This is a genomic window from Acetobacter musti (assembly GCF_011516835.1).
Taxonomy (GTDB): Bacteria; Pseudomonadota; Alphaproteobacteria; order Acetobacterales; family Acetobacteraceae; genus Acetobacter; species Acetobacter musti.
Genome location: NZ_WOTB01000013.1, coordinates 113083 through 127438 on the forward strand (window position 1 = coordinate 113083; position 14356 = coordinate 127438).

The 14356-nt window shown below is 61.2% G+C and carries 13 protein-coding genes and 2 pseudogenes; 12 read left to right on the forward strand and 3 right to left on the reverse strand.

All coding sequences use genetic code 11. The features are described from left to right. Positions 1–193: 193 nt before the first annotated feature. Complete coding sequence (locus GOB93_RS11305) at positions 194–1240, reverse strand: rod shape-determining protein (RefSeq protein WP_173583596.1); 1047 nt, start codon at positions 1238–1240, stop codon at positions 194–196. Positions 1241–1914: 674 nt separating this feature from the next. Between GOB93_RS11305 and GOB93_RS11310 the strand changes: the two genes are divergently transcribed. The 8 genes and pseudogenes from GOB93_RS11310 to rsfS form a co-directional block, all read left to right on the forward strand. After that, positions 1915–2154 carry a hypothetical protein gene (locus tag GOB93_RS11310; RefSeq protein WP_173583625.1) on the forward strand — a complete coding sequence of 80 codons (240 nt, stop codon included), beginning with the start codon at positions 1915–1917 and terminating at the stop codon, positions 2152–2154. A 336-nt stretch (positions 2155–2490) separates the two neighbouring features. Further along, positions 2491–2952 (forward strand): hypothetical protein, encoded by a 462-nt coding sequence (locus GOB93_RS11315; protein ID WP_242010715.1) that lies wholly within the window; start codon positions 2491–2493, stop codon positions 2950–2952. Positions 2953–3270: 318 nt separating this feature from the next. Then, positions 3271–3897 (forward strand): 50S ribosomal protein L25/general stress protein Ctc, encoded by a 627-nt coding sequence (locus tag GOB93_RS11320; protein ID WP_173583597.1) that lies wholly within the window; start codon positions 3271–3273, stop codon positions 3895–3897. A 79-nt stretch (positions 3898–3976) separates the two neighbouring features. Continuing rightward, positions 3977–4642 (forward strand): aminoacyl-tRNA hydrolase, encoded by a 666-nt coding sequence (gene pth / locus GOB93_RS11325; RefSeq protein ID WP_173583626.1) that lies wholly within the window; start codon positions 3977–3979, stop codon positions 4640–4642. Continuing rightward, entirely contained in the window at positions 4642–5736 is a 1095-nt protein-coding gene (gene ychF / locus GOB93_RS11330) for a redox-regulated ATPase YchF (RefSeq protein ID WP_173583598.1), read from the forward strand. Before pth ends, ychF begins: the two co-directional genes overlap by 1 nt. Before the next feature lie 59 nt (positions 5737–5795). Beyond that, on the forward strand, positions 5796–7067 hold the full coding sequence (locus GOB93_RS11335; RefSeq protein WP_173583599.1) for a glutamate-5-semialdehyde dehydrogenase: 1272 nt from the start codon (positions 5796–5798) through the stop codon (positions 7065–7067). A 304-nt stretch (positions 7068–7371) separates the two neighbouring features. After that, on the forward strand, positions 7372–7995 hold the full coding sequence (locus GOB93_RS11340) for a nicotinate-nucleotide adenylyltransferase (protein ID WP_242010716.1): 624 nt from the start codon (positions 7372–7374) through the stop codon (positions 7993–7995). A gap of 181 nt (positions 7996–8176) precedes the next feature. Continuing rightward, a pseudogene (rsfS, locus tag GOB93_RS11345) lies at positions 8177–8623 on the forward strand (ribosome silencing factor); the annotation flags it as partial. Positions 8624–8724: 101 nt separating this feature from the next. On the opposite strand, the gene GOB93_RS11350 reads toward rsfS, so the two are convergent. Together GOB93_RS11350 and GOB93_RS11355 are read right to left on the reverse strand one after the other, a co-directional pair. After that, complete coding sequence (locus GOB93_RS11350; RefSeq protein ID WP_173583601.1) at positions 8725–9543, reverse strand: prephenate dehydrogenase; 819 nt, start codon at positions 9541–9543, stop codon at positions 8725–8727. 320 nt (positions 9544–9863) lie between these two features. After that, positions 9864–10760 (reverse strand): GNAT family N-acetyltransferase, encoded by an 897-nt coding sequence (locus GOB93_RS11355; RefSeq protein ID WP_173583602.1) that lies wholly within the window; start codon positions 10758–10760, stop codon positions 9864–9866. Between the two features lie 542 nt (positions 10761–11302). On the opposite strand from GOB93_RS11355, the gene GOB93_RS11360 reads away from it, so the two are divergent. The 4 genes and pseudogenes from GOB93_RS11360 to GOB93_RS11375 all read left to right on the forward strand — a co-directional run. Further along, positions 11303–11758: a 23S rRNA (pseudouridine(1915)-N(3))-methyltransferase RlmH gene (locus GOB93_RS11360; protein WP_173583628.1), complete on the forward strand. Its 456-nt coding sequence runs from the start codon at positions 11303–11305 to the stop codon at positions 11756–11758. A 448-nt stretch (positions 11759–12206) separates the two neighbouring features. Beyond that, positions 12207–12983 carry a hypothetical protein gene (locus tag GOB93_RS11365; protein WP_173583603.1) on the forward strand — a complete coding sequence of 259 codons (777 nt, stop codon included), beginning with the start codon at positions 12207–12209 and terminating at the stop codon, positions 12981–12983. Continuing rightward, a complete protein-coding gene (locus GOB93_RS11370; RefSeq protein WP_173583604.1) occupies positions 12922–13422 on the forward strand; it encodes a hypothetical protein in 501 nt (166 codons plus the stop codon). Before GOB93_RS11365 ends, GOB93_RS11370 begins: the two co-directional genes overlap by 62 nt. A 452-nt stretch (positions 13423–13874) precedes the next feature. Further along, positions 13875–14356, forward strand: a pseudogene (locus GOB93_RS11375) (hypothetical protein); the annotation flags it as partial.

Below are 14356 nucleotides of genomic sequence, written 5' to 3' on the forward strand. Positions count from 1 at the left end.
CATGACGTCATCCTTAAAACGGGGAATCCACGTCCCGCCGGAACCCCCCGCAGCTCCGGCTATGCCGCCCTCATACCCATGCCCCGGAAGTCAGGCAAAACGCCCCGGAGAAAAAATTACCGGACAAAAAGTCTCAGGCGGAAACCACCCGCATTGTGCCAAAGGATTTCAGAGAATGCATTGATTCTTTTCATTAATACATCGTTGTCAGCACGTCGCGCAGCCGCTTCATCTCCTCAAGCGCCCGCCCCGTGCCCAGCGCCACGCAGGACAGCGGATCTTCCGCAATCGTCACCGGCAGCTGCGTCGCATAACGCAGCGCCTCATCCAGACGATACAGCAGCGCCCCGCCACCCGTCAGCACGATTCCCTTATCGACAATATCCGCCGCCAGTTCCGGCGGCGTGTTCTCCAGCGTCGTCTTCACCGCCTCGATGATCTGCGAAATCGGCTCAGCCAGACTCTCGGCAATCTGCGCCTGCGAGGCCACGATCTCCCGCGGCGCTCCCGTGATCAGATCGCGCCCCTTCACATTCTGCAGCGGACCCGGATCGTTCGGATCATCCGGCAGCATCGCCGATCCCAGGGAAATCTTGATCCGCTCGGCCGAACTCTCGCCAATCAGCAGATTATGCATCCGGCGGATGTAGGAGATGATCGCCTCATCCATCTTGTCGCCGCCAACCCGCACCGACCGCGCATAAACAATACCGCCCAGCGAGATCACCGCAACCTCGGTCGTGCCGCCGCCGATATCGACAACCATGCTGCCCGAAGGCTCCGTCACCGGCAGCCCGGCCCCGATCGCCGCCGCCATCGGCTCCTCGATCAGAAACACCCGCCGTGCCCCGGCGCTCTCCGCACTCTCCTGAATCGCCCGCCGCTCAACCGCCGTGGAACCGGAGGGAACACAGATGATCACCTGCGGACTCGCAAACGCCCGCCGGTTATGCACGCGGCGGATGAAGTGCTTGATCATCTCTTCCGCGACTTCGAAATCAGCGATCACACCATCGCGCATCGGACGGATGGCCGTGATGTTGCCAGGCGTCCGCCCGACCATCTGCTTCGCTTCCTCGCCAACCGCAAGAACCTGCTTCTTGCCGCGTGACTCCGCAATCGCAACGACGGACGGCTCATTCAGAACGATGCCACGTCCCTTGACATAGACCAGCGTATTGGCGGTGCCGAGGTCGATTGCCATGTCAGCCGACATGAGACCCAGCAGGCGAGAGAACATCCACAACTCCTGGCCAGCTTAAAAGAACGTGCCCGAAAATACGGGACAAAAAACACGGCACGAAAACAGGTGAAAATAGACACGCCCGCCGCACGCCCGGACCGGCCATGGTCAGCGGACACCGCAACAGCCGCGCGACCTGCCGCCCGAATGCTGGACCGACGGCTTACCGATGCAGCCCCCCGACCGCAAGGCCCATGAATGAGAAACGGCATCCCGCCATCCCTCCACGCCTCTCCGTACCCGCAGCCATGCGCCCGGAGCGGGGACATCGCGTTACCCATGTCACCAGAACTCAGCTCCGGCACAGGATAACGTCATCCCGTTAAGGATTTCAGAATGGGCTGACCCCCGGCGAGTCCCGCACCACCGCTCCGGCGAAACGCCCGGTTTCCACCTTCGGCAGCGAACCGCCCTCCGGCAAATCCACCTTCCGGCTCTCCGATGTTTAAAAAACCGGAACTGACATCAGACGTTTAACAGATGCGCGCTCAGAGAAAGCCGCCCCGCCCGTCAGCCGCCGTAACCCTCCGGGACATTCCGGCCAGAGTCGCAGGTAACCAGAGTCGCAGGTCATGCAGGTCGCAAACGACACGGGTGAGGATCACAAGACAGGGCTACTGATTATGAACAGGACGTTACACACTCCCCGCAGGCGCACCGGTTCGCGCACCATGCTGGCCATCGGACTTCTTTCAGCCTCGCTGCTCGCCGGATGCGGCAATCCCTATAACCCCGGCGCCCGCGCCGGATCAGGCGCTCTCATCGGCGCGGGCGGAGGGGCCGCCATCGGCGCCATAGCAGGCGGCGGAGGTGGTGCCGCCATCGGCGCTCTCGCCGGCGGCGCAACCGGCGCCGCCGTCGGTGCCGCAACAACCCCGACCCCGCGCAGCAGAACCAGAAACGGCTACTGACATCATCCGGCAACCCTGCTCCGGCAGCTTCACCCCGCAGGCCTGTCTCCTGTGACTCAGGCCCCGGAACAGGTCCGAACTCAGAAGATATCCGGTCCCGGAAACAGCAGCAGAAGGACGTTACCGCACCGTTACCCATGCGGACATGATTCCGCCACGACCCCGTGGCCATAAATTCCGCAGGTGCTCTCCCGGCAGAGCAGGCAGGGCACCATATCAGTATCAGGACCTGTTCATCCGGACAGGCCAGGATATAGCGGAACGAAGGGGACTGTACGCCGCCCGGTCCGGGTGGCGCCAGTTCCAGTCGACGAAAGACCTGAACACGGTGACCCTATGAAGATCTCGCCCCGCCACACCTCTTCCATTGCCGCTCTGGGGCTCCTGACGCTCCTCACCGGTTGCGGCGACCCCTATAATCCCGGCACCCGCGCCGGAAGCGGCGCCCTGATCGGCGGCGGAACCGGGGCCGCGATCGGTGCCCTCGCCGGTGGCGGACGCGGCGCGGCAATCGGTGCCCTCGCCGGCGGTCTCCTCGGCGCCGGCACCGGCGCACTGACCACACCGAACCGTCCCGCCCAGCAGGGCTATAACGGTTACCCGCAGGGAAATTACTACCAGGGCAACTACCCACAGGGAAATTATCCGCAACAGGCCTATCCGCAGCAGGCATACCCCCAGCAGCAGGCCTACCCGCAGGGTCAGCCCGTCTGCACCCAGCAGGGCCAGACGAACTGTTACCCGCCCGGCTATTACCAGCAGGGTAACTATTACCCGCAGCAGCGGCAGGGCTACTGACCGGACCCGCTGACACAGGACTGCCGATCAGCAGGTGTGCCGACTAAGGGGCTTGCCAGCCACCAGGCCGCCGGTCCGGACCCGGGAACCAACCCGAACCTCCGGCCCGGCACACCCGGCAACGCCAGTTCCCGATCGCTCAGCCTCACCACTCCGGCACACCTCTCCGGGGTCCGGAGCCTACCCGGAACACACCCCTGTGGCCCGTCACACGCCCAGGCGTTTCCGTTTGCCTCTCCCCGCCTTTTCCGCTAAAAAGCCCGCCTTCGCGCCGGCACCCCTGGAGGCCGGCGTGCATCCGTATTTCAGGAGTTAAACGTGGCTAAAATCACTTCGATCGAAGCGTCACTGCGCGCGAAGGCTGGTAAGGGGGCAGCGCGCGCAACCCGACGCAGCGGACTCGTGCCGGGCGTCGTCTACGGCGCCGGTAAGGACGCAACCCTCATCGCCCTCGACCCGCGCATCATCCACCGCGGCCTGCAGCAGGCCGGCTGGCGTTCGCGCGTCTATGAGATCAAGGCAGAAGGCGTCACCGAGCGCGCCCTGATCCGCGACCTGCAGTTCCACCCCGTCAGCGACGCGCCGATCCATATCGACTTCCAGCGTCTGAAGGCCGGCGAGAAGGTCCATCTCGAAATCTCCGTGCATGTGACGGGCGAAGACGATGCACCGGGAATCAAGCGCGGCGGCGTCCTGAACGTCGTGCGTCACACGATCGAAGTCACGGCCGATCCGGAGAAAATTCCGGAATTCTTCACCGCCGACGTCTCCGCTCTGGACATCCACGACAATGTCCGCTGGGAAGACCTGAAGGGCACAGAAAACGTGACCCCGGTTCTGCAAATACCGAACTTTGTTGTCGCGACCGTCGCGCCGCCGACCGTCGATGTCGAGACGACAGAGACGACCGACGAAGCCATCGAAGCGGCCGCCGCAGAGAAGTAAGAAGGAGGCCCGGCAGTCCGGGGCGCTCCGGTAACGCCGGAGCCTCCGGCCTGTGGGACAGACAGCCATGCAACCGGCGATCCAGCTCTGGGCCGGCCTCGGAAACCCCGAGCCGTCCATGAGCCGCCAGCGTCACAATATCGGTTTCATGGCGGTCGACGCCATCGCACACCGCCACGGCTTCTCGCCGTGGCGGAAGCGCTTCCGTGGTGAAGTCGCGGAAGGGCGTCTTGGCAGTACGAAGATCCTGCTGCTAAAGCCAATGACGTATATGAACGCTTCCGGCGACTCCATCCGCGAAGCCGCGACGTTCTACAAAATCCCCCCCGACGCCATTACCATCTTTCACGATGAGCTCGACCTCGCGCCTGGCAAGGTCCGCGTGAAGAAAGGCGGAGGCGCCGCCGGTCATAACGGCCTGCGCTCGACCGACCGCCAGCTCGGCACGCCCGATTACTGGCGCGTCCGCGTCGGCATCGGTCATCCCGGCTCGAAAGAACGCGTCCACGGCTGGGTGCTGGGAGACTTCGCCAAAGCTGACCAGCCCTGGCTCGAAGATCTCCTCGCCGCCGTCTCCGACGCCGCGCCACTGCTGGCAGCGCAGACACCGGAAGCGTTCATGTCTAAAGTCGCGCTGCTCACCGCCGGCAGCCAGCCGGAACCACCGAAATCAGGCCGCAGTAACGGCCAGAAAACGAACACCAGCAACCAGAACACTGCAGGTCAGACAGGAGTGAAAGACTGATGGGCTTTAACTGCGGCATCGTCGGACTGCCCAATGTCGGCAAATCCACCCTGTTCAACGCGCTGACCGCCACCGCGTCAGCCCAGGCCGCCAATTACCCGTTCTGCACCATCGAGCCGAATGTCGGCCGCGTCGCCGTGCCAGACCCGCGTCTGGACGTGCTGGCCAAAGCCGGCAAGTCGCAGAAGATCGTGCCGACCAGCCTGGAATTCGTCGATATCGCCGGCCTCGTGCGCGGCGCATCGCGCGGGGAGGGGCTCGGTAACCAGTTCCTCGCCAATATCCGCGAGGTCGACGCCATCATCCACGTCCTGCGCTGCTTTGAAGACGACGACATCACCCATGTCGAAGGCGGCGTGGACCCGGTGCGCGACGCCGAGATCATCGAAACCGAACTGATGCTCGCCGATCTCGATTCGCTGGAAAAGCGCATCGTCGCGCTCCAGAAAAAAGCCCGCGGCAATGACCGTGAGGCCCAGGCCCAGGTCGCGCTCATGGAGCCGATGATCGAAGCCCTGCGCGAAGGCAGACCCGCCCGCACCGCCATCCCGGAAGGGCAGGAAGCCGCCGCCGCCCGCCTGCAGCTCATGACCACCAAGCCGGTGCTCTATGTCTGCAACGTCGAGGAAGGCGCCGCCGCCACGGGCAATAAATTCTCCGAAGCCGTGCAGGAGCGCGCCGCGAAGGAAGGCGCCGCCTCCGTCGTCGTCTCCGCCGCCATCGAAGCCGAAGTCAGCCAGCTCGACGCCCCGGACGCGAAGGAATTTCTCGAAGGCCTCGGCCTCGAAGACAGCGGCCTCGACCGCGTCATCGCTGCCGGTTACAAACTGCTCGGCCTGCGCACCTACTTCACTGTCGGCCCCAAAGAGACCCGCGCCTGGACCATCACGGCCGGCACGAAAGCTCCGCAGGCCGCCGCTGTCATCCATAACGACTTCGAACGCGGCTTCATCGCGTGCGAAACAGTGGCATATGACGATTATGTGAAATACAACGGCGAGGCAGGCGCGAAAGAAGCGGGCAGAATGCGTGTCGAAGGCCGCGACTATGTTGTGCAGGACGGAGACGTCCTGCTGTTCCGCTTCAACGTCTGACCGCGCCACATCAGTCAACAGACAACGACACACGAGAAGAGAGGACAGGGGTAACCGAAATGAGCGCCAGCATGCAGGCGGAAGTGACCAGACCCGGCGCGATCGAGGCCATAGCCCGCGCCGCCCGGGTCGCATCCCGGACCCTGGCGCAAAGCCCGACGGCCATCCGCGATAAGGCCCTCTGGGCCGCCGCCGCCGCCCTGCGGGAAACCCAAGATGACATCCTCGCCGCCAATGCAAAGGACCTGGACGCCTTCACCGGCACTCCGGCCTTCCGCGACCGCCTGACCCTGACCCCCGAGCGTATCCAGGCCATGGCGGCCGGGCTGGAGGACATGGCCGATCTCCCCGATCCCGTCGGCCGCATCCTCACCGAATGGTCGCGCCCGAACGGCCTGAAAATCCGCCGCGTCGCCACACCGGTCGGCGTCCTCGGCGTGATCTATGAGAGCCGCCCCAATGTCGGCGCGGACGCCGCAGGCCTGTGTATCAAATCCGGCAACGCCGTCATCCTGCGCGGCGGCTCGGAGAGCTTCCACAGCGCCCGGGCCATCCACGCCGCCATGACCGCCGGCCTGCGCGCCGCGGGCCTGCCCGAGGAAGCCGTCCAGGTCGCTCCCGGCACCGACCGCAAATACGTCGCAGAGATGCTCGCCGCCGCCGGCCTGATCGACCTCATCATCCCCCGTGGCGGCCGCTCCCTCGTCGAGCGCGTGCAGAACGAGGCCCGCGTGCCCGTCCTCGCCCACGCCGAAGGCCTCTGCCACACCTATATCCACGCTGCCGCCGATCCGAAAATGGCCCGCAGCATCATCGCCAACGCCAAGATGCGCCGTCCCGGCATCTGCGGCGCGACCGAGACCCTGCTGATCGACGCCGCCATCGCCCCTTCGCTGCTGCCGCTTATCGTCAGCGATCTGAAGGAACTCGGCTGCGACTTCCGTGCCGACGAGCGCGCCCGTGCCATCGTCCCGGATCTGAAGCCCGCCACTGCGCAGGATTTCGCCACGGAATGGCTGGACGCGACCCTGTCCATCGCCACCGTGGACGGCGTTGATTCTGCCCTGGAGCACATCGCCCGCTACGGCAGCGGCCACACCGAGGCCATCATCACTTCCGATGAGGTCGCGGCCACCCGTTTCCTCAACGGCACGGACAGCGCCGTGGTCATGTGGAACGCCTCCACCCAGTTCTGCGATGGCGGTGAATTCGGCTTCGGCGCGGAAATCGGCATCGCCACCGGCCGCGTCCACGCCCGCGGCCCCGTCGGGCTCGAACAGCTTACAACCTTCCGCTACGAAGTCTTCGGCAGCGGCCAGACGCGTCCCTGAGAAGGGTGAGCGGACGCATCTTGCCGGGCTCTCCCCGAACCCGGCAAGGATCGCCGTGCCCCGCACGTATTCATATATCGTGCACAGCATGCTTTTCCGTATCATACACAGTACGCTTCCACATACCGCGCGCAGAAAGTCTTCCCATGCGATGCACAGCGCGCCCCAGAATGTCGTGCACAGTGCGCCTTCGGACGTCGTGCCTCCGCATCACGCCCCCCACACCCCGTTTCACGAAACAGGCCGGCTTCCGGAACTCTCTGACCTCCGGCGGGTCTCAGGGCAGCACCTTAGGTGTCAGCCCTTGATCCTCTCCGATCCCCCCACCACTGATCCGATCCCCGTCCACGGCGACCGCCGCCACCTGCGGATCGGTCTCCTCGGTGGTTCCTTCAACCCGGCCCATCACGGTCACATCCGCATCGCCCGCAGTGCCGCCCGCGCCCTCGGCCTCGATCAGGTCTGGCTCATGGTCTCGCCCGGCAATCCGCTCAAACCCCGCAGCGGCATGGCGCCACTCACCGAACGCCTCGCCTCCGTCCGCCGCCTCGTCACAGGCCGGACCTTCATCCCCACCACCATCGAATCCCGGCTCGGCACCCGCTACACCATCGACACCATCCACGCCCTGAAAACCCGCTTCCCCAACGCCCGCTTCGTCTGGATCATGGGAACGGATGTCTTCGCCCAGCTTCCCCGCTGGCGCCGCTGGAAAGACGTCGTCAGCGCCATGCCCATCGCCGTCATGCCCCGTCCGGGCAGTAACGCCGCCGCCCTGCGCGGCCAGACAGCCTCTTTTCTGAGACACTGCCGCGTGCCCACGGCAAAAATCCGGCAACTTCCCGAAAAAACCCCGCCCGCCTGGGCTTTTCTTCCAGGCCCTCAGAACGGTATATCGTCAACAGCCCTGCGTAACGCAGCGCAATAAACCTCAAGAGCAGACAGTGCGGGCGACCACCCGGACAGGAGATACGGTCATAGCCAGGAAGCCCCCCTCCGAGACGGAGCCAAAACGCCGCACCGCCAGTGCCGCAGCGTCCGGCACGGCCAAACCCGCAGCAAAAGCGAAAGCGGCCGTTAAACCCGTCGACGCCCGCCTCGCTGAAGCCGCCAAAGCCCCCGGCACACCGCGCAAGAAGGCCGCCGCCGCCGGCCCGGCGAAAGGTACGAAGAAACGCCCCCACGCCCCGGCGGAAGACGTCGATCGTTATGTGAAAATCATCACCGAAAGCATCGACGACGATAAAGGCGAGGACATCGTCGTCATCGACCTGACCGGCCGCGCCTCATTCGCCGACCGCATGATCATCGCCACCGGCCTCGCCGACCGCCAGATCAGCGCCATGGCCCAGCATATCGACCGCAAACTGCGCGACGAAGGCCTGAAACGCATCCTGGTCGAAGGCGCCAACGGTTCCGACTGGGTGCTGATCGACGCCGGCGACATCGTCATCCATCTGTTCAAAGCCGAGGCCCGCGAACTCTACGGCCTGGAACGCATGTGGGGCAGCGATCTCGACGAACCGGACGAGGACATCTCCGTCACCTCGCTCTGAAAAATCTGCTGTTATACTCTCTAAGAAGAGCAGGGCTCACAGCTCTGCACGCAAGGGGCCTCATCCCCTTGCGGCAACCCAGGCCAGAGCATGGGATAAAACTACGGACACACCCCGGCAGGCTGCGCATCCTCTTCACGGATCCCCGCCAGCCCGGCCCGCGCCTTCAGCTCCCGATCCAGAACCGCCGCCGCGTTCATAAAGTCCCGCCGCACCTCCGCCGCAAACGGATTGAGCGCACCAATTGCCTCATAAACCGCCGGCGAATCATACCGCACCATCCCCACCGCCTCGCGGATCAGATCGAAACTCGCCGTCGTCAGCCGCACCGACAGAGCCGGCTCCGACGCCTCCATCCCGACCAGCGCCCGCGCCAGCCAGTGCGTCAGCCCCTGCGTAACCGCCATCTCCCGGTTATGCCCCTCCGGCGAGGTCACAATCACCCGCAGTCCAAGCTCCCGCCGCAGAAACAACGCCAGATGCCCGTAACGTCCCCGGACCGGACACAGTACGATCCGCGCCCCCACCAGCCCGCGCCGCGCACTCTGCGGCCCGAACAGCGGATGCGTGGCGATGATATCCACATGCTCAGGCAGTTCCCGCAGTATCGCCGCCGCCGGCAGAACCTTCACCGAACCAACATCGAGAACCAGCGCCCCCGGCCGCAGCATCGGCGCAATCCGCCGTACCACCTCAGCAACCGATGCCATCGGCACGGCAAAGACGACAATTCTGCAGCCCGCAACCTCCGCAAGCGCCAGAAACTTCGCCCCGACCCGCTCCGCATCCACCTTCCGGCCCGCATCCGGGTCATACACCGCGACCTCATGATACGGACGGACAAGCCCGGCAATCAGTTGCCCGAACGCATCAAACCCGACGACGCCGACCCGACCATCCTCGCGATCCGAAACAGTCATGAAAGTCACAGGAACAAAACCCCGGTAAAGCCACCCGGCCCGGAGGCTTCGTTATTGCAACCGCCTGTCAGGCAGCGGCTGAACACAGATCAGAGATCACACCGCCGTTATGCTGGCAGTGCGTAATACAGTCCGGACAGAAAGAACTGGCTGATCATGCGCGTGCAATTCCCGATTCCGCACGCGCTGGTCAAGCGCTCCTCGTCAAACGCGACTCGGCGTGCCAAAGGCAGAGCGGCCGTCAGTCTTCTGGCGGAAGGTGCGAAAAAGCACTTTTTTAACTTAAAATGTTAATTCCTCTGCTGCAAACACGATCAAATTCATTCATGAGCGGATTGCCGGTCTGTTTCCCGTTTCCTGACCATGCCGTTTGCTACCTTAAACAATTTGTATGGTGCCGATTGCCGGGCGACTTCCGTCCGGACAACTGGCGGCAGACCAAAGCTGGCAAGAAATTTTGCACTTTTTGCTGATCCAAAACTATCGAAATCAAAACCAAGTCCCATCTCGCTGGCCATCTGGATGGCACTCCATAGTAAAAGTGCATTTACACCTCCAACCCCGCAGGCCGGGTCCCGGGCCGATTGCCAGAAATAAGCATATTCCGAGCCCCAGACGATAATAGAGGCTGCAATATTTTTCCCGGATTCATTGCTGGCGATTAGTATCGTCGACTGATTTCTTAATCTTGCAGCATTATATATATTTTCCATAATACGGAAATCATTGGTATTTTTTTCTTCCGGATTATTGATCAGAGACAGTTTTCTGAATTCAGAAAAATCGCCTTCTTCTTTAATACAAACTTTTCGACCCGCTGACCTGATGACATTGCGGGTTTTCTGGTCGCAGTTTTTCCACACATCTTCAATATCGACGCCCTGAGGTACGCGAAATGTAAATAATTCCTCGCAGTTAAAGTCCAGTAATGCGAAACCAAAAACTGTTTCGTCGCCAGGGGGAAGCCGGAGTCTGATACTGTCATGTTCCGGTAATTTCTGAACAAAATCGTCGACAAGATTCCGTATATTCTGCATGCGTTTAAACGGTTTTGAAGGCGGTAGTGACAGGACCGGCCCCAGCGTCCGCGTATAAACAGGCATCCCTATGCAGGTAAACAGAAACCGCTTTTGCCTGAATATTGGCATATGCAATGAAACACTATCACAGTTTTTAACTTCAATAATTTCATAACGCCCATCCGTTGCAGCATCCATCCACCACAACTCCTGAAACGGAGAGGTGTGTATCCGGTTATTTCCTGAGTATTTCGTGTTATCTCTGACCGGGGAGGCTACCAGGCGGTTGTCGTACCATAATCCGGGCGAATTTATTAACATTGTTGCGTCCCGTTAAAAAAGATAAGCTTTTCAGGAAAGTGTATCTTTCTCATATGAAGGTTTAGTAATTCATACCAGAGAAATTACTTATTCGTTCTTTCTGTCTAAAAATTAACATATCATGACATCGGCGCAACATTGGCCAGATCAAACCCCGTAGCCGAAGCGGGGAAACAAGCCGTCTCTGCCGCCAGCCCGACATCCTTCAGGGAGCTAACCGGCCCCGACATCCGGCAGAACAGCATGAGCCACGCCTGTCCCCCTATGAAGAAACCACCAGACAGGAACCCGGCCCCGTCAGATCAGATTCTTCTGCCCCTTCCGTCATGGCCACCCCGTCACACCCGCCTTGCCCGGACGCGCCACCCCGGCCCATACACACGAAAACCGCAGACCAGACAGAATACAGGACCGAACCGATGCGCCTCATCGCCATAGGCCGCATGAAAGACGCCCACGAACGCGCCCTCATCGACCGCTACGTGAAGCGCCTCAGCCCGGCCCTCACCATCACCGAACTCCCCGACGGCAAAGGCTCGCCCGGCGAAATCAAACGCAGGGAAGGGGAGGCGCTGCTGGCCTCCCTCCCGGACCGCGCCTTCGTCGTCGCTCTCGACCTCGCCGGCAAAACCCCGACCAGCGAAGCCTTCGCCGACATGCTCACCGGCTGGCTCGAAACCGGACGCCCGCTCTGCTTCCTCATTGGCGGCGCTGAAGGCCTCGACACCCCTGTCATCACCCGCGCCGACGCCACCCTCTCCCTCGGCAGCCTCACCTGGCCCCACATGCTCGCCCGCATCATGCTCACCGAACAGCTCTACCGCGCCCGCGCCATCGCTAGCGGCCATCCGTACCACCGCGCCGGACGCCCCTGAAAAGACGACGAGAATAACCATGCAGCGGATAGTCTGCAAAGCGTCTGGTCAGCCCGCATCTATACTCAGCACGCATCTTAATAAGAAGTTAATAACACCTGTGCCAAATTTTTCATTCAGCGAATATTTACACACATCATAAGTTACACCTACCATTACCAAGCAAAAAGAGCGGTTCCTGCGCCGGCCGGAGCAGGGGAAGTCCTCTCATCCGGAGTGACGATCATGATAGTGTATGAGGGCGAGGAACTCGTTCTTCACCAGGCTGAAGGCGAAACAGACTACCTCCTCGTCACTTTCTCGGGCGCTTGGGAAACCGCCGATGCCACCCGGACTTTCTTCGCCGAGGAGCCCGCCCGGAAAAACCGGATCAGTTGTCTCGGCGTCACAACAAAGGTGGATTATTACTACATCTCTCCCGAAACGGATCACGTTCTCTCACTGATTCGTGATATCGCCGCAGGGTATTCACGGGTCATTCTTTTCGGCGTCTCGATGGGCGGATACGCCGCTCTGGCCTTCTCGCGCGCTCGGCGCCGACATCGTTTTCGCGGGTGCGCCGAAATGGTCCGTCGATCCGGGAGAATGCGAGATCGACGCCGACACCGTCCGGCGCAACTTCCGCGACGGCATGCAGGGCATGGGCGTCCGTCCGGATCAGGTTCAGGGACAGATCTATGTCGCCTGCGATCCCGCCGACCGCGAAGATGCGTATAATCTGACGAAAATAACCGAATATATCCCGGATATTCACTATATCCCGGTCTTCCACGCCGAACACGTCGTCATGAAAAGCCTGAACGGCTCAGCCGTGTTCGGAGCGCTGATCAGAACACTTCTGACCGGCGATCCCGAACTCCTGCGACGGTTCATCTCAGATGTCAGACGCAAAAACCCGACAAATATCAGAAACAGACTGGCTGTCGGACACGCCCGGCATCCGTTGCTCTGTTATCACATGGTCAACGCCTTTTACGCCAGAGCCGGAGACACGTTCCGGGACCTGCTCGCCGGAGAAGCGCTCATCAGCCTTCTGATCTACAGACTCATCCGGGCCGGATATAACCGGGAAGCCCGCGATCTCTTTGCCAGCGCAACCAGCCTCAGACTCACAGGCCGTCGCGCCACCGCTCCCCGCCACAGCGGCCCCGACGCCCCTCGTCATGTCAAGCCATGCGTTTGTTGTCTCTTACGATATCGCCGGAGCCCGTCTTCACGGCCGTAAATTCATCATCCCGGACAACACGTCCGTTCCCGTTCTGTGCTATGAAACAGCAGGTGAGAAATATGTCACCGTCCTGATCAGCGCTCAGAGATTCTATATCCGGCAGGAAGGCGACCGCTTCCTCCTGACCCTGGATCGCCACGACAAAGGCGTCCTGCGCTTCCTCCAGGTTCCGGCCGACCACCCGAGGGAAAACGGACAGCAGAGCCAGGTCGTCGCCCTGCGGACACCGAACGGCTATGCCTGTTTCCATCCCGATTACAGTAACCACCTGGACTCCCCGAACCTGCTCGACTGGGAACTTCTCGCGCTCTGCCCCCTCGGCCACCCGGACCCTGTACGGACCGCTGGCGTCACCAACGACAACGTCAGAAATGTCGCCGGAACAGTCATCGAAGACTATAAAGAACTGCCCGCCGCGAAGACGAAACGATCATGACATACTGCAAACGGCAGGCAGCGCTGTACAACGCAGATTCATGACCTGAACGAACGCGCATACTGACGCCCGCTTCACGAAAATACTTGCTCCCGAAAACGGAACGGAGCAACGAAGCCAGCACGGTCTGCCGGTAAATACGATAGAAATCATATGCGGCCAGCATGAGGCTGCCAGACAGATCAGCGGACCAGAACGCGTCCGGGGTGCGCTCCCTTGTCTCTGTCAGATAATTACAGAATTATGTCATACTGTGTCCAGATGAATACCGGAAGATATGATCTGATCCATTTATGTATTTTTATCTGTTTTTAATAAAAAAAATATCGACCGGTTTATATTTACACATAATCTGGTAACCACGTAGATGTCACATTAAAGAAACGATCCGTTTCACAGGAAACGCTCCGGCAGGAACGGTGCATAATGTGTCGGAGATCCGGAGAACGGTGATGATCCTTTATGAAGGCGAAGAACTTGTCGTCCACCAAGCCGAAGGGGACACAGACTATCTGCTGGTCACATTCGTCGGCGCCTGGGAGACAGAGCATGCCTGCCGGACATTTCTCGCTGAAACGCCTGTTCGGAAAAACCGGATCAGTTGCCTTGGTATTACCGCAAAGGTCGATTACTGGTATATTTCTCCCGAAACGGATCATGTTCTTTCCCTTATCAGGAATATCGCCGCCGGTTATTCCCGGATCATCCTGTTCGGCATGTCGATGGGCGGTCACGCCGCCATCGCCTTCTCTCGGGCTCTGAACGCGGATGTCGTCTTCACCGGCGCTCCGAAATGGTCGCTGGACCCGGAGGAGTGCGAAATCTGTGAGATGGGGTGGTTGCCGTCCTCCCCGCACGGCATCGCAATGTGCCAGAATGGTCGTTGGAAGAAACGACTGCGCGAAAGGACGGCAGATGAAGGATACAGTGATAG